The 23,630-nt window shown below is 53.9% G+C and carries 18 protein-coding genes and 1 pseudogene; 8 read left to right on the top strand and 11 right to left on the bottom strand.

All coding sequences use genetic code 11. The features are described from left to right. Positions 1–19: 19 nt before the first annotated feature. Together AC6I8N_RS07395 and fabA are read left to right on the top strand one after the other, a co-directional pair. Positions 20–1,878, top strand: a pseudogene (locus AC6I8N_RS07395) (AAA family ATPase). Positions 1,879–1,944: 66 nt separating this feature from the next. Next, on the top strand, positions 1,945–2,463 hold the full coding sequence (fabA, locus tag AC6I8N_RS07390) for a bifunctional 3-hydroxydecanoyl-ACP dehydratase/trans-2-decenoyl-ACP isomerase (protein ID WP_021182640.1): 519 nt from the start codon (positions 1,945–1,947) through the stop codon (positions 2,461–2,463). A gap of 108 nt (positions 2,464–2,571) precedes the next feature. Here the strand turns inward: fabA and rmf are convergent, their stop codons facing one another. The 6 genes from rmf to rlmKL all read right to left on the bottom strand — a co-directional run bounded on the left by rmf (position 2,572) and on the right by rlmKL (position 10,526). Then, on the bottom strand, positions 2,572–2,739 hold the full coding sequence (gene rmf / locus AC6I8N_RS07385) for a ribosome modulation factor (protein ID WP_013508548.1): 168 nt from the start codon (positions 2,737–2,739) through the stop codon (positions 2,572–2,574). A gap of 277 nt (positions 2,740–3,016) precedes the next feature. Further along, the gene (gene pqiC, locus AC6I8N_RS07380) at positions 3,017–3,583 is read right to left on the bottom strand and encodes a membrane integrity-associated transporter subunit PqiC (protein WP_497830381.1); all 567 of its coding nucleotides are present in this window, start codon (positions 3,581–3,583) and stop codon (positions 3,017–3,019) included. Further along, positions 3,580–5,223, bottom strand: coding sequence for an intermembrane transport protein PqiB (gene pqiB / locus AC6I8N_RS07375; protein WP_497830380.1), 1,644 nt, complete (start codon positions 5,221–5,223; stop codon positions 3,580–3,582). The genes pqiC and pqiB overlap by 4 nt, the downstream gene beginning before the upstream one ends. Next, positions 5,195–6,478: a membrane integrity-associated transporter subunit PqiA gene (gene pqiA, locus AC6I8N_RS07370; protein ID WP_208725144.1), complete on the bottom strand. Its 1,284-nt coding sequence runs from the start codon at positions 6,476–6,478 to the stop codon at positions 5,195–5,197. The genes pqiB and pqiA overlap by 29 nt, the downstream gene beginning before the upstream one ends. A 17-nt stretch (positions 6,479–6,495) precedes the next feature. Next, positions 6,496–8,409, bottom strand: coding sequence for an ABC transporter ATP-binding protein (locus AC6I8N_RS07365; RefSeq protein WP_021182636.1), 1,914 nt, complete (start codon positions 8,407–8,409; stop codon positions 6,496–6,498). 5 nt (positions 8,410–8,414) lie between these two features. Beyond that, on the bottom strand, positions 8,415–10,526 hold the full coding sequence (rlmKL, locus tag AC6I8N_RS07360) for a bifunctional 23S rRNA (guanine(2069)-N(7))-methyltransferase RlmK/23S rRNA (guanine(2445)-N(2))-methyltransferase RlmL (protein ID WP_497830379.1): 2,112 nt from the start codon (positions 10,524–10,526) through the stop codon (positions 8,415–8,417). Between the two features lie 109 nt (positions 10,527–10,635). On the opposite strand from rlmKL, the gene AC6I8N_RS07355 reads away from it, so the two are divergent. After that, on the top strand, positions 10,636–11,745 hold the full coding sequence (locus AC6I8N_RS07355) for a YcbX family protein (protein WP_497830378.1): 1,110 nt from the start codon (positions 10,636–10,638) through the stop codon (positions 11,743–11,745). 4 nt (positions 11,746–11,749) lie between these two features. Here the strand turns inward: AC6I8N_RS07355 and AC6I8N_RS07350 are convergent, their stop codons facing one another. The 4 genes from AC6I8N_RS07350 to AC6I8N_RS07335 all read right to left on the bottom strand — a co-directional run bounded on the left by AC6I8N_RS07350 (position 11,750) and on the right by AC6I8N_RS07335 (position 15,957). Continuing rightward, positions 11,750–12,292, bottom strand: coding sequence for a cell division protein ZapC (locus AC6I8N_RS07350; protein ID WP_021182633.1), 543 nt, complete (start codon positions 12,290–12,292; stop codon positions 11,750–11,752). A 152-nt stretch (positions 12,293–12,444) separates the two neighbouring features. After that, the gene (gene pyrD / locus AC6I8N_RS07345) at positions 12,445–13,455 is read right to left on the bottom strand and encodes a quinone-dependent dihydroorotate dehydrogenase (protein WP_208725140.1); all 1,011 of its coding nucleotides are present in this window, start codon (positions 13,453–13,455) and stop codon (positions 12,445–12,447) included. 131 nt (positions 13,456–13,586) lie between these two features. Beyond that, a complete protein-coding gene (locus AC6I8N_RS07340; RefSeq protein WP_021182631.1) occupies positions 13,587–14,891 on the bottom strand; it encodes a flippase in 1,305 nt (434 codons plus the stop codon). A 58-nt stretch (positions 14,892–14,949) separates the two neighbouring features. Beyond that, positions 14,950–15,957 (bottom strand): glycosyltransferase family 2 protein, encoded by a 1,008-nt coding sequence (locus AC6I8N_RS07335; RefSeq protein WP_208725139.1) that lies wholly within the window; start codon positions 15,955–15,957, stop codon positions 14,950–14,952. 747 nt (positions 15,958–16,704) lie between these two features. Here AC6I8N_RS07335 and ssuE point away from each other — a divergent pair. The 5 genes from ssuE to ssuB are packed head-to-tail and all read left to right on the top strand — an operon-like array spanning position 16,705 to position 20,960. Then, a complete protein-coding gene (ssuE, locus tag AC6I8N_RS07330) occupies positions 16,705–17,256 on the top strand; it encodes an NADPH-dependent FMN reductase (protein WP_021182629.1) in 552 nt (183 codons plus the stop codon). Between the two features lie 10 nt (positions 17,257–17,266). After that, a complete protein-coding gene (locus AC6I8N_RS07325; RefSeq protein WP_208725137.1) occupies positions 17,267–18,220 on the top strand; it encodes a sulfonate ABC transporter substrate-binding protein in 954 nt (317 codons plus the stop codon). Positions 18,221–18,230: 10 nt separating this feature from the next. Further along, on the top strand, positions 18,231–19,376 hold the full coding sequence (gene ssuD / locus AC6I8N_RS07320; protein WP_497830377.1) for an FMNH2-dependent alkanesulfonate monooxygenase: 1,146 nt from the start codon (positions 18,231–18,233) through the stop codon (positions 19,374–19,376). Positions 19,377–19,386: 10 nt separating this feature from the next. Next, positions 19,387–20,172 carry an aliphatic sulfonate ABC transporter permease SsuC gene (ssuC, locus tag AC6I8N_RS07315; RefSeq protein ID WP_021182626.1) on the top strand — a complete coding sequence of 262 codons (786 nt, stop codon included), beginning with the start codon at positions 19,387–19,389 and terminating at the stop codon, positions 20,170–20,172. After that, positions 20,169–20,960 carry an aliphatic sulfonates ABC transporter ATP-binding protein gene (gene ssuB / locus AC6I8N_RS07310; RefSeq protein WP_497830376.1) on the top strand — a complete coding sequence of 264 codons (792 nt, stop codon included), beginning with the start codon at positions 20,169–20,171 and terminating at the stop codon, positions 20,958–20,960. The genes ssuC and ssuB overlap by 4 nt, the downstream gene beginning before the upstream one ends. Before the next feature lie 41 nt (positions 20,961–21,001). Here the strand turns inward: ssuB and pepN are convergent, their stop codons facing one another. After that, entirely contained in the window at positions 21,002–23,617 is a 2,616-nt protein-coding gene (gene pepN, locus AC6I8N_RS07305) for an aminopeptidase N (protein WP_497830375.1), read from the bottom strand. Between the last annotated feature and the right edge of the window lie 13 nt (positions 23,618–23,630).

Raw genomic sequence — 23,630 nt, 5'->3', positions numbered from 1 at the left:
ATAACAGCTTTTTTCCTGGATGCAGCAAGGAAAAACATGTTGCGGTCATCACAATTCGGGCCGGAACTCCGCAGTGCTTAACCTGGTTGATTCCTGTATAATCGCGCTTTTCCCGAATTCGACGAATGGAATATTTTGACCAGCTCTCAACTTACGTGGCAAGCCCTGCAGCCGGATAGCACCCGCTACCAATCCATTTTCTCCAATGTTTCACTGGAAGATAGCGATAGTCTAGCCGCGGTCCAGCCGCGTCTGCTGAATGCCCTGGCGCATTTACATCATCAACAACAGGGTTTTCCACTGCTGCTGTTACGCAGTCAGGAAAATAACGACTACCTCGCCTGGATTGCCTCGGCTGCACAGCGCTTTCAGCCTGATGAAACCGCCCTGTTTGGTGGTGATTATCTGGTGATGGGTGACAATGTCAGCCTGTTGCCAGCGACAGAAAACCGCCCTTTCACCAGCCAGGGTGGCGTGCACTATGCAGACTGGATCGAATTTGAACAACTGTTTGGCTGCGTCCGTCAATATAAAGATCGGGTCCAGCTCGAGCCAGGCTTAATTCATCGCGCCAATGGCGGCACCCTGATCCTCAGCGTCAATACATTGCTGGCTCAGCCGCTGATGTGGTTACGACTGAAAAAATGTATCGAGCAGGGCCGTTTTGAATGGTATTCATCAGATGAACGTCAGCCATTACCGGTCACGATTCCAGCGTTACCGTTTCAGCTGCGCCTGATCCTGTGCGGCGAACGTGATGCATTGGCTGATTTTCAGGCTTTGGACGCCGAAGCGCACGAAATGGCGCTTTACAGCGAGTTTGAAGAAAGCTTGCAGTTGGTCGATGAAGACGATATGACCGCCTGGTGTCAGTGGACACTCACCCAGGCCGGTCTGGCCGGTTTACCGAATCCTGAAACAGATTTCTGGCCTGTGCTAATCAATGAGGCGGTACGGAACACTGGCGATCAGGACACCTTACCGCTGTGCCCACGCTGGTTGCGCCGCCAGATGCAGGAAGCCGCGCTGCACGGCGACGTCCTTAATGCCGAAGCCCTAAAGGATGCACTGGAGGCGCGGCAGTGGCGCGAAAGTTTCCTTGCCGATCGCATGCGTGATGAAATTCTGCTAAACCAGATCATGATCGAAACGGAAGGAGAAGTGGTTGGTCAGATCAATGGCCTGTCTGTTATTGAGTTTCCAGGCCATCCACGTCCCTGGGGCGAACCGTCGCGTATTACTTGCGTAGTGCATCCGGGTGATGGCGAGTTCACTGACGTCGAACGCAAAGCGGAACTGGGCGGCAATATCCATGCGAAAGGCATGATGATTATGCAGGCTTACCTGATTGCCGAGCTGGAGCTGGAGCAGCAACTCCCCTTCTCTGCTTCACTGGTGTTTGAACAATCCTATTCTGAAGTCGATGGTGACAGCGCATCACTGGCCGAGCTTTGCGCGCTAATCAGTGCACTGGCTAATCAACCGCTCAATCAGCAAATCGCCGTCACCGGTTCGGTTGATCAGTTTGGCAATGTACAGCCAGTGGGTGGCCTCAATGAAAAAATTGAGGGCTTCTTCAGTATTTGTCACGAACGTGGTCTTACCGGCCAGCAGGGCGTCATTTTGCCCGCCAGTAATGTCCGCCATCTGAGTCTCAACGCTGCGGTGATTGAAGCGGTCCAGCAGGGCCAGTTCCATATCTGGGCGATTGAGAGCGTCGATGAGGCATTACCACTGCTAACCGGTGTGGTGTGGCAAAGTGAAAGCGGGGACTCCCTGCTGAGCACTATCCAGGAACGTATCGCGCAGCTGAATCAGCAGGAGACGCGTCAGCGTCCGTGGCCCTTACGTTGGCTTAACTGGTTCAACCACAGCTGATAGCATTGCCCGGCGTACAACTGTTCGCTAATATTCGGGCTTCACTAAATAAGGCTTATTGAGAACATGGTAGATAAACGCGAATCCTATAGCAAAGAAGACCTGGTTGCCTCAGGTCGCGGAGAACTGTTTGGCGAAAACGGACCGCCGCTTCCATCAGGCAATATGTTGATGATGGACCGCGTGGTCAAAATGACTGAAGACGGCGGCAAATACGACAAAGGCTTTGTCGAAGCCGAGCTGGATATCCGTCCTGACCTGTGGTTCTTTGATTGCCACTTCATCGGCGACCCCGTTATGCCGGGTTGTCTGGGCCTGGATGCCATGTGGCAGCTGGTTGGCTTCTATCTGGGTTGGTTGGGTGCCGAAGGCAAAGGCCGCGCGTTGGGCGTGGGCGAAGTGAAATTCACCGGTCAGGTGCTGCCAACAGCGAAGAAAGTGACGTATAAAATTCACTTCAAACGTGTCATCAACCGCAAACTGGTGATGGGCGTTGCTGATGGCGAGGTATTTGTCGACGGTAATCTGATTTACTCGGCAACTGACCTGAAAGTGGGTCTGTTCAAAGACACCACCGCTTTCTAATCTCCCTATACCCGAAATGACTCGAGGTATCTCAGGTTATGACGGGTATAAATGACAACCTCCGCATTACGCGGAGGTTTGTTCCTTATTGATAGACATCCGGCAGTGCTAAGCCACCGCCGACCTGTCCTCCATGGCTTGTCGCCAACCTCCCAACCAGTGAGACCGTGCGTCGATCATTTGATACGGGCAAATCTCTTTTGAGCGTCCCGTAATACCGGCCTGATAGCCTCGTGAATGTGCTCGTTCCAGGCGGTCTCGTTTCTGTCTCTTCATACCTCGTTTCCCTCATTTCAGGTCTGGTGGAATCTGGTGGAAAGATAGAGTGGCGGAAAAATGTTCAACCACTCTAACGTTCTAACGCCATGCGCCGAAAAGATCAATGCGCAAATTTCACGCCAATGTCATAAATATGACCTGAAACCGACATCACAGAATGAGGTAAATTTTCGGAAAAATCTCTTATCTGGCTGATTAGACAATAAAAAAGTCCCTGATATTTTTGCCACTCGTTAATGACAAATCAAGGACTTAGATAAGCTTCGAACAATTCTTAATTTAACGCGATCGCATTATTCGCTATCTGCTGAGCAACTTGTTGCCAACCAAGCGCCAGGGTACGCACCAGGGCATCGTAACCGTCTTCAGTCTGTGGCAGCGTCAGATTAAAGCCATGTTTGATAAGACGCCCTTCATGTTGCAGCACCCACTCCCCACTCACAATGGCTTTACCGTCAAAGCGCCCCTGAAAACCGGTCACATTGACGGTCAGGGTATCGTGCGTCTCAGCCAACGGCGAGCCTGATACCAGGCGGCCCGGCAACGCACGGCTCAGATTATTCACCAGCGTTTGCTGCAATTGCTGGTCAAGCGGACTGGCCCAAAGATTATTAGCGGCAATGACGTATTTCACGTCGCTGGTCTGGTACACCAAACCATTGCCTGCCAGATAATCCGGCACGCTGACCTGCTGAACCCAAAGCATCGGCTGCTTACTGCTGGCATCGCTGCTGACAGGTGCCATAGCGGCACCTGTCGGGAGTTGATAGTACATCGTTTCAACGGTGCTGCTGCAACCCGCCAGCAGCAGCATCGCCCCAATCATCAACCCTTTTTTCACTGTTTCGCCCTCTTTGGCTGTGGGTCCTCACCCGGCTTGGCTTCAAACACCAGCGCGTTGCTTTTGCTGTTCAGTGTCTTCAACACCGGCTGCAATTCACGCAGCGTCTTATCGAGTTGCTGCATACCGCCCACCAGCTTGTTATAAGCAGGCGATCCCGGTTGCAACCCTTTCATGCTGCGGTTCAGCTCACGCAATGTCTGCTGCATATCAGCCGGTAACGTCTTCATCGCCGGGCTGGCAGTGATCTGATTCAGGTTATTCAGCGTTTTTTGCAACTGCTGCAACGTTTTCTGACTCTCTTTCAGCGTACCGGTTGCCTCATTAATCATCGGATTCAACGGTAGATTGTTAATCTTATCCAATGCCGCCATCAGTTTTTGTTGAATCTGACTGAGGCCGCCGCTGACCGTCGGAATCACTTCGAAACCGGCAACTTTATTCGGCCCTTTATACGCCGCCACGTTGTCATAGAAGTCCAGATCAACGTAGAGTGCGCCGGAAAGCAGATTCCCTGTTTTCAACGTGGCACGCAGGCCGCGCTTTTTACCATCTTGCAGATGTTGCTCAAGGTTAAAATCTCCGCCCAGACGGGTAATGAAGCGATCAGGCTCAATACGAATCAATACCGGCACACGATAATCATTGTCCAGCGCCTGATCCAGGCCCGGGATCATGTAAGGTGCTTTCGCCACCGTGCCAAGCCGGATACCGCGAAACTCCACCGGTGCTCCCGCCTGTAGACCTCGAATGGAGTCAGAGAAGAACATCAGGAAATCGATATGCTTGGTATACAACGAATCCTGAATACTGCGTTGATCGTCAAACAGATGGTATTCCGCCTTGTTCTGCGCCACTTCGCCCAGCTCCCAGCCAGTTGGCACATCAAAGCTCACACCGCCACTGAACAGCGTGGTCAATGATCCCATCTCGACACGCATACCTGAGGAAGACATATCCACGGCGATACCGCTGTCCTTCCAGAAACGCACATTGGTGGTCACCAGTCGGTCATAAGGCGCTGAGATAAACAGCTGATACGTCATCATACGTTTGTCGGTATCAAAACTGCTGGTTTCTACCGATCCCACCCGGTAGCCACGGAACAACACCGGATCACCCGGATTCAATTGCCCCGCTTTGTTACTATCAAGCGTGACGCGAATACCTTTGGCATCGGGCGGTGCCAGCGGCGGCGCGTCCAGCAGTTGGTAACTCGTCGGCTTGTCGCCCTTGGTGCCCGGCTGCAATTCGATGTAAGCACCAGACAGCAAGGTACCGAGGCCAGTAATTCCTTCACGGCCAATCTGCGGTTTGACCACCCAAAACACGCTATCGCTATGAAGCAGTTTATCCATACCGGAATTCAGGCGCGCGGTGATTTCTACATGATGCAAATCGTCAGTCAACACCGCACTTTCCACCACGCCGACATCCACACTACGGCTTTTAATCGTGGTTTTACCTGCTTCAATACCTTCGGCATTTTCGGTGATCAGCGTGACTTGCGGCCCCTGATGGCTGAAGTGATAAAAAAGAATCCATCCGCCGATCAACAGCGTAACGATGGGTACAATCCAGACCGGCGACCAGCGTTTAATCTGGTCGACGTTAGCAATGCCCTGATGATTGTCCGTCAAGACGCGGCTCCTTACGTTCGGTTTTCCGTACACGATCCCAGGTCAGGCGCGGATCAAAAGCCAACGCTGCAAACATGGTGAGAATCACCACCAGCGCAAACAGTAGCGCGCCTGGCGCCGGGTAAACACTCATCAGCCGCCCCATCCGAACCAATGCGGAAAGGACAGCAATCACAAACACATCAATCATTGACCAGCGGCCAACAAACTCCACCACCTCATAAACCAGATGCATCTTTTCGCTATCATGCTGACCGCGTCCACTGGCATCCCAGCATAACCAACCAATCGCCAACATTTTCAACGACGGCACCATGATGCTGGCAATAAAAATCACCAGCGCCACCGGCCAGGAGCCATCACTCCATAGCAAAATCACCCCTGCCATAATGTTAGAGGGATATTGCGTGCCTAACGTCTCCGTCACCATGATCGGCATAATATTCGAAGGGAGGTAAAGCAGCAGTGAAGTCACCAGCAACGCCAGCGTCCATTGCAGGCTGTGCGGTCGGCGCGCATGCACCACCACACCACAGCGGCTACAGTGATTCTGCGCAACAGGCAAAATGGCGGTGCAGCACGAACAACGTTTCATCCCATGTTGTAAACCACTGATGCCTGCTTTCGGTGCGTGTGGCAGCGCTGGCAAGGGTGCGATCTGCTGCCACACCCAGCGGCGATCCACCACCTGAAACGCACGCAGTTGCAACACGCAAAACAGGCACCAGGCCCAGAAACTGATCCCCAGACCCAGTTCACCGTAAGCCATCAGTTTGACAAAGCTGACCAGCACCCCGGCCATGAAGATTTCCGCCATGCCCCAGTTACGCAACTGGAACAAAATGCGTGCCAGCACCAGCCGCAGGTGGTGAGGCATTCTGATGCGGTTGACCAACAGGATAATGGTCACCATACAGAATGCGGGAATGCCCTGCACAAATAGCAGGAACAGGGTGGCGAGGCTGCTGTAATCCTCACGCACCATCACATTGGGGATTTCCGGCAGCGAGATTTCACTACTCAAACCGGCGACATGCATGTTGACGAAAGGGAACAGATTCGCCAGCACCAGCATAAACAGCGCGGCAAATGCATAGCCGGTCGGCCGCTTTTGCGGTTCGTGCCAGTTTGCTGTCAGCGTAGTATGGCAGCGCGGGCAACGCGCCCGGCTGCCGATCGGCACAGCAGGCAATTTAACCGTTAAATCGCATTGTGGGCATAGCACCCACGATTGCGGATTATCCGCTGCACACATACCGGTTTCCTTCTGTATTAAGCGCCGTTTTTCAGTGCTTCCAGCTCTTCCCAGCGTTCAAACGCTGTTTCCAGTTCCTGCTCGGTCTGCGCCAGCGCATCAAGCACCGGCTGCGTTTTATCGTGCGGCTGACTGAAGAAATCCGGATGACTCATTTGCGCCTGCAACTCGCCAATACGCGTTTCGAGCTGTTCCAGTTTTTGCGGCAGCTGCTCCAGCTCACGCGTCAGGTTGTAACTTAACTTGGTTGCGTTACGTTTACCGGCATCACTTTTTTCCGCAGGTTTTGCTGTGACGGAAGATTTCGCCACCGGCGCGGTCTTCAGCTGCTTATACGCGGCACGCTGCTGCTGCGCATCATGATAACCGCCGACAAAGGTCCCAATCTCGCCGTTACCTTCGAAAATCCAGCATTCAGTGACGGTGTTATCGACAAACTGACGATCGTGGCTCACCAGCAGCACGGTACCCTGATAGCCATCAATCAACTCTTCCAGCAGCTCCAGCGTTTCCACATCGAGGTCGTTGGTCGGTTCATCGAGAATCATCAGGTTACTGGGTTTGAGGAACAAGCGTGCCAGCAGCAGACGATTACGTTCACCGCCGGAAAGCGCACGCACCGGCGTCATGGCGCGTTTCGGATGGAACAAAAAGTCCTGCAAATAACCCAGTACATGGCGCGGCTTACCGTTCACCATTACTTCCTGCTTGCCTTCCGCCAGGTTATCCATCACGGTGCGATCAGGATCAAGTTCTGCACGATGCTGGTCAAAGTACGCCACTTCCAGCTTCGTTCCGGAGTGCACGCGACCACTATCCGCCTTCAGTTGTTGCAACATCAGACGTAACAGCGTGGTTTTGCCACAGCCGTTGGGGCCAATCAGCGCAATTTTGTCACCACGCTGCACCTGTGATGAGAAATCCTGCACCAGCACCTTGCCATCTACAGCGTAGTTGACATTCTCCAGCTCAAACACAATCTTGCCGGAGCGTGAGGCTTCACCCACCTGCATATTGGCTTTGCCCATCACTTCACGACGCTCAGAACGTTCACGGCGCAACGCTTTCAGGGCACGAACACGACCTTCGTTACGGGTACGACGCGCCTTGATGCCCTGACGGATCCACACCTCTTCCTGCGCCAGCTTGCGGTCAAATTCGGCGTTTTGCATCTCTTCCACGCGCAGCGCTTCTTCTTTACCCAGCAGATACTGGTCGTAGTCGCCCGGCCAGGAGACCAGCTTGCCGCGATCCAAATCGACAATGCGCGTCGCCATATTGCGGATAAATGAACGGTCGTGCGAAATAAACACGATGCTGCCAGTGAAGGTTTTCAGGAAGGTTTCCAGCCAGTCGATGGTTTCGATATCGAGGTGGTTGGTGGGCTCATCCAGCATCAGCACGCGTGGATTGCTGACCAGCGCACGTCCCAGCGCCGCTTTACGTAACCAGCCACCGGACAATGACGACAGTTCGGTATCCGCCTGTAAACCGATTTTTTCCAGCACATCATTGATGCGGCTTTCCAGCTGCCACAGGTTGTGGTGATCCAGGATGCCCTGCAAACGCGCCATTTCATTGAGGTTTTTCTCGCTGGGATCCTCCATCACCACATGGGAGATAGCGTGGTACGCCTTCAGGTGTTCCGCCTGTTCTTCCACCCCTTCGGCGACGAAATCATACACCGAGCCAGTGATGTTGCGCGGCGGATCCTGTTGCAGACGTGCCACCACCAGGTCGGTTTCATAAATGATGCGACCATCATCAAGCGGCTGTTCACCGTTGATGATTTTCATCAGCGTGGATTTACCGGCCCCGTTGCGCCCCACCAGACAGACGCGCTCACCCTCTTCAATGTGCAGCTCGGTGTTATCCAGCAACGGCGCATCGCTGAAGGAGAGATAAGCGCCGTGGATACTGATCAATGACATAAAACTTATTCCTTACCGGCGTGGCTGACCAGCCAGCAGTTGTGAATGTGATTACGGGCAAAATCCTGCGACTGGGTCTTCTGGGTGATTTCCTGCGCCTGCAAGCCCAGACGCTGCAAACCATCAAGATCCATTTTGAAGCCGCGTTTATTGTTGGAAAACATAATGGTACCGCCACGACGCAGCAGACGCTTCAGGTTTTGCATCAGCATCAGGTGATCGCGCTGCACGTCAAAATCGTCTTCCATACGCTTCGAGTTGGAGAAGGTCGGCGGGTCGATGAAGATCAAGTCAAACTGTTCGTTGCTGTCACGCAACCAGCTCAGACAATCGGCCTGCATCAGGCGATGCTGGCGGCCCGTCAGCCCGTTGAGGCGCAAGTTGCGCTCAGCCCATTCCAGATAGGTACGCGACATATCCACCGTGGTGGTGGATTTCGCCCCACCCAGACCAGCATGGACACTGGCGCTGCCGGTGTACGAGAACAGGTTCAGGAAATCTTTGCCCTGGCTCATTTTACCCAGCATCTGACGCGCGATGCGGTGATCGAGGAACAGGCCGGTATCGAGATAATCGGTGAGGTTAACCAGGAAACGGGCATCAAATTCCTGCACTTCAAAGAAGTTGCCCTTCTCCGCCAGCTTCTGATACTGGTTTTTGCCTTTCTGACGCTCACGGGTTTTCAGCACCAGACGGTTCGCCGGGATCTCCAGCACGCTAAGCGTGGCGCTGATCACGTCGAACAGGCGTTGACGCGCCTTGTTGGCATCCACGGTTTTCGGCGCTGCGTATTCCTGAATCACCACCCAATCGGCATAGCGATCCACCGCCACGTTATATTCCGGCAGATCGGCATCGTAAAGACGATAACAATCGATGTTCGACTGGCGCGCCCACTTCTCCAGTTTTTTCAGGTTCTTGCGCAGGCGGTTAGCGTAATCTTCCGCGATCTGCGCGGTACCTTCACCACTGCTGGCCGCCAGCTGATAATTTTTCTGCACGCACTCAAGCGGGCCGTTTTTCGCTTTAAATTGACGGTCGGCACGCAGCGACAGGCAGCTCAGCAGCTCGGGTGAGGCGCTGAATAACGACAGGTTCCAGCCACCAAACTTCTGCTTCATGATGCGGCCTAACTGGCTGTGCAACGCAATCAGAGCCGGTTCGCTCTCCAGACGCTCACCATACGGTGGGTTACTCAACACCGTACCGGTCACCTCCGGCGGTAACGGATTGCTCAGCTTCAGGACATCCTGTTGCGCAAAGGTGAAGAGATCGGCCACACCGGCACGACGCGCGTTGGCGCGCGCCCACTCCAGCACACGACCATCATTGTCATAACCAAAGAAACGCGCACGGGTCGCTGCCGTACCCGTGCGTGCGCGCTGTTGTGCTTCGCTACGCAACTCCTGCCACAGCGGTTGATTATGTTTTTTCCAGTCAGTAAAGCCCCAGCGCGAACGCAACAGGCCAGGCGCGCGATCGCAGGCAAGCAACGCTGCTTCAATCAACAGGGTGCCGGAACCACACATTGGATCGACCAGTGGCGTATCCTTTTGCCAACCTGAACGCATCACAATCGCCGCCGCCAGATTCTCTTTTAACGGTGCCTGTCCGGTTTGCTGGCGATAACCACGCTGATGTAGCGCATCACCGCTCAGATCCAGCGCAATGCTGACGCGATCTTTATTCAGCCAGGCATTAATACGAATGCCGGGCTGTTCACGATCCACATTCGGGCGCGGCAGATTCTGTCGCGTAAAGCTGTCAACAATGGCGTCTTTGATACGCAGCGCACCAAACTGGCTGTTGCGGATCACCTCGTTGGTGCCACTAAAGTGGATGGCGAAGCTGGTGTTGCTGTCGAAGATGTCACACCACGGAATACTCTGGGCGCCGACATACAGATCGAGATCGCTCCAGACGCCGAATTCTCCCAGCGGCAGTAAAATACGCGAAGCCAGACGGCTCCACAGCAGGCTTTGGTACATCACGCGGTCATCGGCCTCAAAATGCACCCCGCCCTGCACCACCTGCAAATCCTGCGCACCCAGCGCGTCCAGCTCAGTTTTCAACAGCTCTTCGAGCCCACGCGCCGTACTGGCAAACAGAGAATTCATATCGTCACTTATACCCTTGATAAAATTGTTGCGCATTATAGCGAATCAGCGTCCTATGTCCTAAAGTTAGCTTCTTTTTGTCCTGCATGACGGCTTTCAGGGAGTGGTGATGATTACGTTGTCCCGTCTATATATCCATCCGGTTAAATCGATGCGCGGTCTTCAGTTGTCGCATGCCCAGGTGCTGGATAGCGGCCTGGGATTTGATCGCATCTTTATGGTCACCGAAACCGATGGCACCTTTATCACAGCTCGCCAATACCCGGAGATGGTGCGCTTCACCCCGGCGCTATTGCCGGACGGCCTGTTTTTACAGGCACCCGATGGCAGCCAGGCGCTGATTCGCTTCACCGATTTTGCCGCCGATGATGCGCCCACCGAAGTATGGGGTAATCACTTTACTTCTCGTGTTGCCCCGGATGCGATCAACCAATGGCTGAGCGGCTTTTTTCCACGCCCGGTGCAGCTACGCTGGACCGGTTCCCAACCGACCCGGCGCGTTAAACGCTTTGACCAGGTGCCACTCAGCTTCGCCGATGGTTTTCCTTATCTGCTGGTAAACATGGCGTCATTGCAGGATCTGCAACAACGCTGCCCCGCCAGCGTGCGCGTGGAACAGTTCCGCCCTAACCTGGTGATCAGCGGCGCGCAGGCATGGGAAGAAGATAGCTGGAAGACCCTGAAAATTGGCGATATCACCTTTGAGATGCCGAAGCCCTGTAGTCGCTGTGTCTTCACCACGGTGGGAACAGAAAGTGGCCAGAAACATCCGCAGGGTGAACCACTGGCAACCCTGCAACGTTTCCGCAGCGCGCAGGATGGCAGTGGCGACATCGATTTCGGTCTGAATTTAATTGCGCTGAACAGCGGTGTGATCCGGGTGGGTGATCCCGTCACCATTGTGGAGAAGCAACTGGCTCGCGCCTATGGTGCTGGTCAGGTCGTGGAGACACTGGCAACCACCGCCAGCCCGACCAGCCCTGTCACCATTGGTTATCAGGGCAGTGCCTTTACCGGCGACAATCAGCAAGTCTTACTGGAGCAGCTGGAGATGCAGGGCTTTCGTATCCCCTACTCCTGCCGTGCCGGGATATGCGGCAGCTGCAAAATGACACTGGTATCGGGGGAAGTGAAAGCATTGAAGAAAAGTGCCGTACGTCAGGATGGCACCATTCTGAGTTGTAGTTGTATTCCCGCTGGCGATATTGAACTGGCGTAACGCGTTATACCGCCCTGGCAAACGGGGCGGATGATTCCTGCTGACAAGGTTGCAGGCGATCGTTCATCACTTTAATCGCATCACCCAACACCATACCTTTACCCGCCACGGTTAGCGCATGTTGTGCCAGCAAACACAGCGCCGCATTCTCACCACTCTCCACCACCAGCAATTGTGCCTGCTCACCGCTATCGGCCAATGTCACCGCCACCATATCACCCGCAGCAGGCTGCCAGCTGTGAGCATGGCTGGTAAAGTGCCAACTTTTTGGCATCAGCGGTTTTAGAAAACGGCTAGCAACCAGCGCATTTAATACCAGCTCGGCACGTTGATCGCCTTTTAATCCGCTCAGACGACAACGTTCTTCAAAGGTAAAATAAAGCGCGGCATCATCCACGCAAAAACCGCTTTCATTAAAGGCATCTGGCGTCAGCATTTTGCGTGAGAAGCGCGAGCGAAATAACATGCCATCAGCCAGATCAAGCATCATCCGGTCATGCTCCGCGTCAAAATACCAACGCCAGTTGTCATCGGGTTTGATTTTCATGATGTGCCCTGTGGTTTATCGCTGCGCAAAATTGCGGTTCACAGCAAAGAAAAATAACGCTAAGGAAAAGCTGAAAAATGCACCAGCAGAACAAAATATAAACGAGCCAGAGGGATAAATAAACCCCCTGGCGCGGGAATGTGGGAAATGTCTTAGAGGTGGGTCACGATATCTTTAATTAAACCAGGTCCTTTATAAATGAATCCGGAGTATATCTGGACCAGCGTGGCACCGGCGGCGATTTTTTCACGCGCGGCCACCAGCGAATCAATACCACCCACCCCAATAATAGGCAGACGGCCTTGCAGTTCCTGCGACAGGCGGCGAATGATTTCGGTGCTGCGTGTTTGTACCGGACGGCCACTTAAACCACCGGCTTCTTCACTGTATTTCAGCCCGGCCACCAGTGAGCGGTCCAGCGTGGTATTGGTGGCAATCACACCATCAATTTCATGACGCACTAAACTGTCTGCCACCTGGATCAATTCCTCTTCAGAAAGATCCGGCGCGATCTTCACCGCGACGGGGACATATTTAAGGTGCCGTTCCTGCAACTCTTTTTGCTTTAATTTGATCGCTGACAGCAGATCATCCAGCGCTTCACCATATTGCAGTGTGCGTAATCCTGGCGTATTAGGTGACGAAATATTGATGGCAATATAACCGGCATGGGCATACACCTTTTCCATGCAGATCAGGTAATCGTCTTTACCTTGTTCAACTGGCGTATCTTTATTTTTACCAATATTGATACCAAGGATTCCTTTAAAACGCGCCTTTTTAACGTTCTCAACCAGGTGATCGACACCCAGATTATTAAATCCCATGCGGTTAATTATGCCTTCCGCTTCCACCAGGCGGAACATACGCGGTTTGTCATTACCGGGTTGCGCGCGGGGTGTCACGGTGCCCACTTCGACAAAGCCAAAGCCCATAGCACCAAAGGCATCAATACATTCGGCATTTTTATCAAGACCGGCTGCCAGCCCCAAAGCATTAGGAAAGGTCAGCCCCATGCAGTTCACCGGACGCGCAGGTAACGACTGGCGGATAAACCCTTCCAGCGGGGTGCCGCTGATAAAACGCAATTGTTGAAAGGTAAGTTCGTGCGCACGCTCTGGATCGAGCTTAAACAGCGCCGGCCGGATGATAGGATATAACATGCACTCTCCTGAATGGCGGAAGCTTCGTGAAAGTCGGGGTGCACGGGAAAATGTGCGCCAGAATGGTAAAGGCCTCTGGCACAAAAGTAAATTGCAGCGCGAGGAAACGCAGGTCAGATTGACCTGCATCATCATTCACTTGCGGTATCTTTAATCGCTGTGCGGGTAGACGGTGAATTATGCAGGTATTCGCGCAAAATACCGTGCCGCGCCATCACCCAGAAAATCCCCACGCAGACGAGGAATTCAGCAATCACCATCGACCAGGCTGCACCAATCGCCCCATATTTCCAGGCAAGAAACGCACAAACCGGGATATTAATAATTCCCGGTCCCAACATCACCAGCATACGCTGACGAGCCAGACCGTGGGGGATCAACACCTGCAACCCCGCCGGATAAGCAATGTTGCCAAACAGGAAACACAGCACAAACACGCGCAGCACGTCAGCCGAGGCCACAAACTCCTGACCCAGTAGAATGCGCACCACGTCATCGGCGAAGAACCAGGTAAAGATCACAATACCGAGGCTGAGCAGGAACGAGATCAGCAAACTTTTGCGCGTCGCCGCAATCGCCGCCGCTTTATCGCGGGCAAACAGATAACTGACCCGGGGGAAAAATGCATTGCCAATCTGCTCCGGCACCGAATTTGCTGCCTTACGCAGACGATCAGCCCCGTTATAGATACCAATCGCATAATGCGAGGTGAATGCCGCCAGGATCACCACGTTGACGCTGTTAAACAGGTTGGCACCCGCGATAGCAATAAAAACGTGCACGCTATCTTTCAGGCGTTGCTTGATTTCGCTGGGTTCGAAACGATAGCGACCAATCACCTTCATCATCAATACAAATCGAAGGGTAATCAATGCGCTGATCATTGACACCACACCCGGGATCAACGCTGCCAGCCAGGTATCGTCCGGGGTTTTCACCAACAGGAAGGTCAGTGGGATGGCGCAGAAGTTACCAAAGGTGGCGATCACCGCTGTTTTACCCAGTTTTTCGAACCCCTGCATCAACCAACCAAAGGAGAACAGTGAACCGAGCAGCGTGGTGCAATTCGCCAACACTACCCAGAACAGATAATGCCAGCCTGGATTGAGCCAGGTCGTCAGCAGCAGCACGCCACTGGTGGACAGCATTAACAGTAATTTGGCGTTGAAGGTTGACCAGAAGATTTGCGTCACCCGCGTTTTATCTTCACGATGGTGGGCAATATCCTTGGTGGTATAAACGTTAAAACCCCAGTCTGAAATGGTGCTGCAATACATCACGCAGGCAATCGCCAGCGCCAGTACCCCCATTTGGTTGACGCCCAAAATACGCGCCAGATAGGGCAAGGTGACTAATGGGAAGAGAAAGGACGCTCCCCGATAGGCCAGTAAAGATAAAATATTAATCACTAAACTCTTATCGAGTGTTTTCGCCATGACGCAACAACCTTAATGCTCAGACCTGCAATGACTTTCGCACTTATTTCTGGTGCAATCAAACCACCGGAACACTTTTCGGAATAAGGCTGATTTTCTTCATCTCCTTTACCACTTTGTAATTCTGAAGACGAATAAACAGCTCAGGTTGATTCAATAAAAGCCACTCTTTAAACCCGGTAGCTTTGATTTCCCGGCCGAGAAAACGGATAGCATTAATCACGTAATGCGGCACCGGAGTACGGTTATATAACGAGAGATAAATCATCAAGCGGAAGGAATGTAACAAATATTCTTTTTGTAGCCGATCGCGCCAGGTATTTTTTTCCAGCGTGGTCATTAAATCGTGATACGCCTGCATAAAGGCATGGTAGCGTTGCAGAAAATAATCGCTATTTTTGCTGCCGTTGGTTAATGAACCCACGCGTACGCGTTGTTGATAATAGCTTTTCTCGCTCACCCATGCCTGACGGCTTTTCAGGAAAGCGCCAAGACTGAAACAGTGATCTTCATGCACCCGTTGTTCAAAGCGTAGCTGATGATTATCGACAACCGTGCGTTTCAGGATGTAGTTCCAGGCAGCCGAGGTATAGGTACCATTACGTAATAAAGAGGAAAGGACCTGCTGCGCCGGTTGCAAGCCAGCCAGGTCATGCTTCACTTTAGAGGCACAACGCTGCGGCTGTTCGTGGTCAAAGGTGGTCGAGCTGAAGCAGAACAGCTCCACATCGGGATGCCTCTGCGCCACCTGTTGCAACTCCTGCACCAGGCCCAGTGCCACACGGTCATCCGGGTCGCAGAAGAACAGAAACTCCCCTTGTGCCAGCTCAATCCCTTTGTCGCGCGCCAGTCCGGCGCCACCGTTAGGGACAGTAACAATCTGGATCTGAGGTTGACTGGCATAATGTTGATTGAGGAGTGCCAGGGTACCATCGGTTGAACCGTCATTCACAATAATGATTTCATTGGGCGTGGATATTTGCGCTAACAGAGAATCCACACATTCAACAATATATTTCTCTACGTTATAAGTAGGAATGATAACGGACAGTTGTTTCTCTGACATAAGCACTCTCTTTTTGAACTTTGTAAAAAGAAAAATAGCAACCACATCCCTGTACGCCACAACGCACAGAATGCATTATCACAAGAGTCATTTAGGGCTAGCTTAATCAGTGGCCGCAGGTTTTGACAGTTCCGTTTCTCAACCAGACCCAGGGCTAATCAGAAATAATGTTTATCAGCCATGATGTATTTATTTATTATTTTTGCACCGTTGAGTTGTGGTTTATTTTTCTCACCCGGATGACATTTTTCCATTTGTAATTTAGAACAAAAAATTATTTAAAATCGCCTTGTTTGTTATTGGTATCGATTTTGACAGAGTTGATTAAATTGATACCGGGAGATACAACCAGACATAACTGATGCCCTCGCGGTTAACCGCATCATCGTTGTTTTTACGAGAAGTTGCCGTGTCTCCGGAAATATAGCGGCGTGGTAACCTGGTATGGTGCTGACATCACTTATAATGGGTAGCGATACATTTGTTATCCTTTTGCACACTAATAAATCGACTCAACGGCATGTCATTGCTTAAAGAGAGTGAATCATTTCAATTTTGTGACTCAGCAGTTTTCGGAATTGTCGTATCGATTCCCCACCACCTGATATTGATGCCCACCGTTTATTTGCAGATTCCGGCTTATCATTGCCGGATAAATCATTTAAGCCCTGCCCCCCGCTCTGTCAGGATTACCACATCAGTTCTCAATATCAGATAATCAATAACTTTCAGTTATAAGGAGTGACTATGCGGGTTATTACGCTGGCAGGCAGCCCACGATTTCCGTCCCGTTCCACGGCGTTACTAAGCCTGTGCCAGCAGGCGCTGGAAGCTCGCGGCGTAGAAGTCATTCCCTGGAATATTCACAACTTCCAACCGGAAGATTTGTTGTATGCGCGTTTTGATTCCCCGGCCTTGCAGGCCCTGAAAGAGGATCTGGCGCAGGCAGATGGTGTGATTGTCGCCACCCCCATTTATAAAGCTTCATTTTCTGGCGCCCTGAAAACGCTGCTGGACCTGTTACCGGAGCGCGCCCTGGAACATAAAGTTGTGCTGCCACTGGCAAGCGGCGGCAGCGTGGCACATATGCTGGCAGTGGATTACGCCTTGAAACCGGTACTCAATGCGCTGAAAGCGCAGGAAGTCCTGCACGGTGTGTTCGCCGATGACAGCCAGATTCAACACTATGACCGCCAGCCGGAACTGGATCAGTTGCTGGCCGCGCGCATTGATGAAGCACTGGATACCTTCTGGCATGCGCTGCATCGCCGCCACCAACCCTTTGCTAAAGCTGTATAAAGGAAGATGTATGAAAAGGATGCTATCCGGTCTGCTGCTCGCAACCTTTACCGCGCTGCTGAGCCTGAGTACCTGTGCCGCTGACGCACCCGCGCAGTTTCGTATTGGCTATCAAAAAGGGTCAGTCAGCATGGTGCTGGCTAAATCGCATCGGCTGCTGGAGCAACGTTTCCCGCATACGCAGATTCAGTGGATTGAGTTCCCCGCCGGACCACAGATGTTGGAAGCGTTGAATGTCGGCAGTATCGACCTCGGCAGCACCGGCGATATCCCGCCCATTTTTGCCCAGGCTGCGGGGGCGGATTTGCTGTATGTCGGCTCGGAACCTCCTAAACCAAAGGCAGAAGTGATTCTGGTTCCCAAAGATAGCCCGATTCACAGCGTGGCCGAGTTGAAAGGCCACAAAGTGGCATTTCAGAAAGGCTCCAGTTCCCACAACCTGTTATTACGCGCACTGGCGCAGGCCGGTCTGAGCTTTAAAGATATTCAACCCACTTACCTGACGCCTGCCGATGCTCGCGCCGCTTTTCAGCAGGGTGATGTGGATGCCTGGGCGATCTGGGATCCCTACTACTCCGCCGCCTTGTTACAGGGCAATGTGCGGGTGTTGGCCGATGGCAGCAAACTGAATCAAACCGGTTCCTTCTATCTCGCCACCCGTAAATTCACCGCCGCCAATGGCAACTTTGTGCAGCAGGTGTTGCAAACCTTCAGTGAGGCCGATGCGTTAACGCGTAGTCAGCGTGACCAGAGCATCGACCTGTTGGCGCAGGCGATGGGTCTGCCCAAGCCGGTGATAGCAAGCTATCTCGACCATCGACCACCCACCACCATTACGCCGGTCAGCGCCCATACCGCGCAGGCCCAACAGCAAACAGCCGACCTGTTCTATGCCAACCATTTGATGCCGGTAAAAGTGACGATCGCCGATCGCATCTGGCAACCACTGTCGGCTCAGCCTTAAGGAGTGAATAATGAGCGTATCCGTATTCTGGTTTCTCCCGACCCACGGTGATGGCCACTATCTTGGCACCGATCAAGGTGCGCGCCCGGTAGACCATGCCTACCTGCAACAAGTGGCGCAGGCCGCCGATCGGCTCGGTTTTGGTGGCGTGCTGATCCCAACCGGTCGCTCCTGTGAAGATGCCTGGCTGGTGGCGGCATCGCTGATTCCGGTGACACAACGTCTGCGTTTTCTGGTCGCGCTACGCCCCGGCGTGATTTCCCCAACGCAGGCCGCGCGCCAGGCCGCCACGCTCGATCGCCTGTCGAATGGCCGCGCGCTGTTTAACCTGGTAACCGGGGGTGACCCGGAAGAACTGGCGGGGGATGGCGTGTTCCTCGATCACCGCGAACGCTATGCTGAATCGGCTGAATTCACCCGTATCTGGCGGCGCGTGCTGGAAGGGGAAACCGTTGATTATGAAGGAAAACACGTCAAGGTGCGCGGTGCGCGGCTGATGTTTAAACCGGTGCAGCAGCCCCGTCCCCCGTTGTGGTTCGGTGGATCCTCTGATGCAGCTCAGGACTTAGCGGCCGAGCAGGTCGATGTTTATCTCACCTGGGGTGAACCGCCCGCCCAGGTTAAGGAGAAGATCGCCCAGGTTCGCGCGAAAGCAGAAGCCCAGGGGCGCAAGGTACGTTTTGGCATCCGTTTACATGTGATTGTACGTGAAACCAATGAAGAGGCATGGCGTGCCGCAGACCGGCTGATCGCCCATCTGGATGATGCCACCATCGCCAAAGCGCAGGCTGCGTTAGCCCGTACCGATTCCGTCGGTCAGCAGCGCATGGCCGCGTTGCACGGTGGACGCCGTGACAAACTGGAGATCAGCCCTAATTTGTGGGCCGGTGTCGGTCTGGTACGCGGTGGTGCTGGTACAGCCTTAGTCGGCGATGGACCGACCATCGCGGCACGTATGCAGGAATACACCGACCTCGGTATCGAAACCTTTATTCTTTCCGGCTATCCCCATCTGGAAGAGGCGTATCGCGTCGGCGAGTTGCTGTTCCCGCATCTTGACCTGGCCGTGCCGCAGATCCCGCAGCCGTCGACGATTAAAGCGCGTGGTGAGGCTGTCGCCCATGACTTCGCGCCGCAAAAAGTGTCGCAGAGTTGAGGAGGCAATCATGACAAAGAAACACCTGAGTAATGCCTTGCTGCCCTGGGCGCTGCCGGTCCTGTTAGTCGCGGTATGGCAACTGGCTTCCCAAACCGGGCTGTTATCGACGCGCATTCTGCCGTCGCCGGAGAATATCCTGATCACCTTCTGGAATCTCTCGGCCAGCGGCGAATTGTGGCAGCACCTCGCCATCAGCGGCTGGCGCGCCGCGATTGGTTTCAGTATCGGCGGCTCGATCGGGCTGATACTGGGCCTGATTACCGGCACCTCACGTCTGGGTGAGCGCCTGCTCGATACCTCGGTGCAGATGCTGCGAAATGTGCCGCATCTGGCGCTGATTCCGCTGGTGATCCTGTGGTTCGGCATTGATGAGGCGGCGAAAATTTTCCTCGTCGCGCTCGGCACGCTGTTTCCGATCTATCTCAACACCTACCACGGCATCCGCAATATTGATCGGGGACTGGTGGAGATGGCGCGCAGTTATGGCCTTTCCGGCTGGAGCCTGTTTATTCAGGTGATTCTACCCGGTGCCCTCCCCTCTATTATGGTGGGGGTACGTTTTGCCCTGGGCCTGATGTGGCTGACATTGATCGTTGCCGAAACCATTTCTGCCAACTCGGGCATTGGTTATCTGGCGATGAACGCGCGTGAATTTCTGCAAACCGACGTGGTGGTGGTCGCCATCATTCTTTATGCCCTGCTCGGCAAACTGGCCGATGTCGCGGCCCAACTGCTGGAGCGCGTCTGGCTACGCTGGCATCCGGCTTATCAACTGAAGGAGGCTAACGCATGAGTACTGCAACCCTCACTCCGGCGCGGCTTAACAGCGGAACACCGGTGGGCGTTAACGGCGTAGTCAAACGCTATGGTAACCGCACCATCCTGAACCATATTGATCTGCATATTCCCGCCGGACAATTCGTCGCGGTGGTGGGCCGCAGCGGATGCGGCAAAAGCACCCTGCTGCGCCTGTTGGCCGGACTGGAATCCACCACGCAAGGCGAATTACTGGCCGGCAATGCCCCGCTGGCGTCGGCACGCGATGATACGCGTTTGATGTTTCAGGATGCGCGTCTGCTGCCGTGGAAAAAGGTGATTGATAACGTCGGGCTTGGGCTAAAAGGTCGAGCCTGGCGGGACAATGCGCTGGAAGCGCTGGCAGCCGTGGGCCTGGCGGAGCGTGCCAACGAATGGCCCGCCGCGCTGTCCGGCGGGCAGAAACAGCGTGTCGCACTGGCGCGTGCGTTGATCCACCGTCCCGGTCTGCTGCTGCTGGATGAACCGCTCGGTGCGCTGGACGCCTTAACGCGTATTGAGATGCAGGGATTAATTGAATCGCTGTGGCAACAGCATAACTTTACCGTGTTGCTGGTGACGCACGACGTCAGCGAAGCGGTGGCGATGGCAGATCGGGTATTGCTGATTGAAGAAGGACAAATCGGGTTGGATTTAACGGTTGATCTGCCGCGTCCACGCCGTCGCGGTTCTGCCCGACTGGCCGAACTGGAAGCGGAAGTGCTGGATCGGGTGATGAAGCGTAGCACCAGCGAACAGCCGCTACGCTTTGCACAACAGCGATAATCGCCCCGTAGCGGCGCAATAAATTGCGCCGCTACGGTTAATTACGCATTCAACGCTTTGGTGATCTTCTCATACAGGTCGCCAGACAGCTTATCCAATCCTTTCAACGTCTCCAGCGCCTGACGCATCAACGCCTGGCGCCCGGCATCGTAACGCTTCAGACGAATCAGCGGCTCGATCATGCGCGCAGCAACCTGCGGGTTCCGCGTGTTGAGATCGGTCAGCATCTCCACCAGGAATTGATAACCGCTGCCATCTTTGGCATGGAAGGCCGACGGATTAGCCGAGGCAAAAGCGCCAATCAACGAACGAATGCGGTTGGGGTTACCCATGGTGAAAGAGCGATGATGCAGCAGTTCACGCACCTTGCTCAGCACGTCAGACGCCGGACTGGTGGCCTGTAGCACAAACCATTTGTCCATCACCAGACCATCCTGATGCCAACGCTCGTCATAGGCCGCCATTAAGCTATCGCGACACGGCAGTTGTGCAGCAACCGCCGCCGACATTGCCGCCAGCGCATCAGTCATGTTGGTGGCGTGCTGATATTGCGCCTGTACCAGCTTGTCAGCCTGTTCGACGTCAGCAAAGGCCAGGTAGCTCAGGCAGACGTTCTTCAGCGCGCGTTTACCGATTTCCGCATGCTCAACCTGGTACTCATGGCTCTGATTGGCACGATAAACCGCCAGGAACTCATCACTCAGTTCTTTCGCCAGGGTGCGCACCAGCGCCTCACGCACTTCAGCAATGGCCTGCGGGTCAATCACCTCAAACAACTCAGCGATTTCATTCTCCGAAGGCAGCGTCAGAATCAGCGCCATCAGCGCCGGATCGCCCTGCTCATCCAGCAACACCGCACGGAAGGCATCAGCCACATGCAGCGGCAGCGACAGCGGTTGTCCCTGTTGATGACGCGCGACATTCAGGCGGATATAGGTTGCCAGCAGGCTTTGCGCTGCATCCCAGCGGGAAAAGTCGTTACGGGCATGACGCATCAGGAACGTCAGTTGTGCATCGCTCCATTTATAGTCGAGCTTCACCGGCGCAGAGAATTCACGCAGCAATGAGGGCACTGGCTGGAAATAAACCTTATCGAATACGAAACTCTGGAACTCTTCGGTGACGTTCAGCACATGGTGCACCGGATGACCATTGTGTTGCAGCGGGATCACCTTGCCTTCACCGTCATACAGTTCAATATCCAGCGGGATATGTAACGGCAGCTTCTCTTTCTGCTCGGCGGTCGGTGGCGTGTGCTGGGTAACGTGCAGCGTATATTGCTCCAGCTCCGGGTTGTAATCATCGCGCACCGTCAGCACCGGCGTACCGGACTGGCTGTACCAGCGACGGAACTGTGACAGGTCAACATTAGACGCATCTTCCATCGCCTGCACGAAATCGTCGCAGGTCGCCGCGCTACCATCATGGCGCTCAAAATAGAGCTGCATCCCTTTCTGGAAATTCTCTTCGCCCAGCAGGGTGTGCATCATGCGAATCACTTCTGAACCCTTTTCATACACCGTCAGGGTGTAGAAGTTGTTCATCTCAATGACCTGATCCGGGCGAATCGGGTGTGCCATCGGGCTGGCATCTTCAGCGAACTGCGCGCCGCGCATCACGCGCACATTATCGATGCGATTCACCGCGCGGGAACCGAGATCTGAGCTGAACTCCTGATCGCGGAACACTGTCAGCCCCTCTTTCAGGCTGAGCTGGAACCAGTCACGGCAGGTGACGCGGTTGCCGGTCCAGTTGTGGAAATATTCGTGACCAATCACCGCTTCAATACCGAGGTAATCTTTGTCGGTGGCGGTTTCCGCTTTCGCCAGCACGTATTTAGAGTTAAAGACATTCAGCCCTTTATTCTCCATCGCGCCCATATTGAAGAAATCCACCGCGACGATCATAAAGATATCGAGGTCATATTCGAGGTCAAAACGCTCCTCATCCCACTTCATGCTGTTTTTCAGCGAGGTCATTGCCCAGTCGGCACGGTCAAGGTTGCCGCGATCGACAAAGATCTCCAGCGCCACATCACGGCCTGAGCGGGTGGTAAAGCTGTCGCGCAGCACATCAAAATCACCAGCGACCAGCGCAAACAGATAACAGGGTTTCGGGAACGGGTCCTGCCATTTGACCCAGTGGCGACCATCTTCATGACGACCACTCTCCAGCTTGTTGCCATTGGAGAGCAGGTACGGATAGCGCGCGGCATCGGCGATAATGGTGGTGGTAAAACGCGCCAGCACATCCGGGCGGTCCAGATACCAGGTGATATGGCGGAAACCTTCGGCTTCACATTGCGTGCACAGCGCCTCACCTGACTTATACAAACCTTCCAGCGCGGTGTTTTGGTCCGGGTGGATATCATTGATGATGGTCAGGGTGAAGGTGTCTGGCACCTGGCTCAACACCAGCGCGCCCTCTTCTTCGCGATAATGCGTCCACGGGGTGCCGTCCACCGCCAGTGATACCAGGGTCAAATCTTCCCCATCCAGACGCAGCTCTGCCTGGCTGTTGCCTAAACGCTTCACCTGGCTGATCGCGGTGACGCGCGTGGTGGCCGCATCAAGGTCAAACGTCAAATCGATATCAGTGATGGTGAAATCGGGTGCACGGTAGTCGTGACGATATTTTATTTGCGGCTGTTGCGTCATAAATCCTTCTCGC

Source organism: Pantoea sp. X-Soil-TKNS-1279, from assembly GCF_059730565.1.
This window is presented reverse-complemented; position numbering and strand designations above follow the sequence as displayed.

Bases quoted from the DNA above. Each gene is read 5' to 3' on its own strand.
- ssuB (WP_497830376.1), top strand. From the start codon at position 20,169: ATGAGTACTGCAACCCTCACTCCGGCGCGGCTTAACAGCGGAACACCG.
- pqiA (WP_208725144.1), bottom strand. From the start codon at position 6,478: ATGTGTGCAGCGGATAATCCGCAATCGTGGGTGCTATGCCCACAATGC.
- AC6I8N_RS07355 (WP_497830378.1), top strand. From the start codon at position 10,636: ATGATTACGTTGTCCCGTCTATATATCCATCCGGTTAAATCGATGCGC.
- ssuE (WP_021182629.1), top strand. From the start codon at position 16,705: ATGCGGGTTATTACGCTGGCAGGCAGCCCACGATTTCCGTCCCGTTCC.
- AC6I8N_RS07350 (WP_021182633.1), bottom strand. From the start codon at position 12,292: ATGAAAATCAAACCCGATGACAACTGGCGTTGGTATTTTGACGCGGAG.
- rmf (WP_013508548.1), bottom strand. From the start codon at position 2,739: ATGAAGAGACAGAAACGAGACCGCCTGGAACGAGCACATTCACGAGGC.
- ssuC (WP_021182626.1), top strand. From the start codon at position 19,387: ATGACAAAGAAACACCTGAGTAATGCCTTGCTGCCCTGGGCGCTGCCG.
- AC6I8N_RS07365 (WP_021182636.1), bottom strand. From the start codon at position 8,409: ATGTCATTGATCAGTATCCACGGCGCTTATCTCTCCTTCAGCGATGCG.
- AC6I8N_RS07340 (WP_021182631.1), bottom strand. From the start codon at position 14,891: ATGGCGAAAACACTCGATAAGAGTTTAGTGATTAATATTTTATCTTTA.
- rlmKL (WP_497830379.1), bottom strand. From the start codon at position 10,526: ATGAATTCTCTGTTTGCCAGTACGGCGCGTGGGCTCGAAGAGCTGTTG.
- fabA (WP_021182640.1), top strand. From the start codon at position 1,945: ATGGTAGATAAACGCGAATCCTATAGCAAAGAAGACCTGGTTGCCTCA.
- pyrD (WP_208725140.1), bottom strand. From the start codon at position 13,455: ATGTTATATCCTATCATCCGGCCGGCGCTGTTTAAGCTCGATCCAGAG.
- pepN (WP_497830375.1), bottom strand. From the start codon at position 23,617: ATGACGCAACAGCCGCAAATAAAATATCGTCACGACTACCGTGCACCC.
- ssuD (WP_497830377.1), top strand. From the start codon at position 18,231: ATGAGCGTATCCGTATTCTGGTTTCTCCCGACCCACGGTGATGGCCAC.
- AC6I8N_RS07325 (WP_208725137.1), top strand. From the start codon at position 17,267: ATGAAAAGGATGCTATCCGGTCTGCTGCTCGCAACCTTTACCGCGCTG.
- AC6I8N_RS07335 (WP_208725139.1), bottom strand. From the start codon at position 15,957: ATGTCAGAGAAACAACTGTCCGTTATCATTCCTACTTATAACGTAGAG.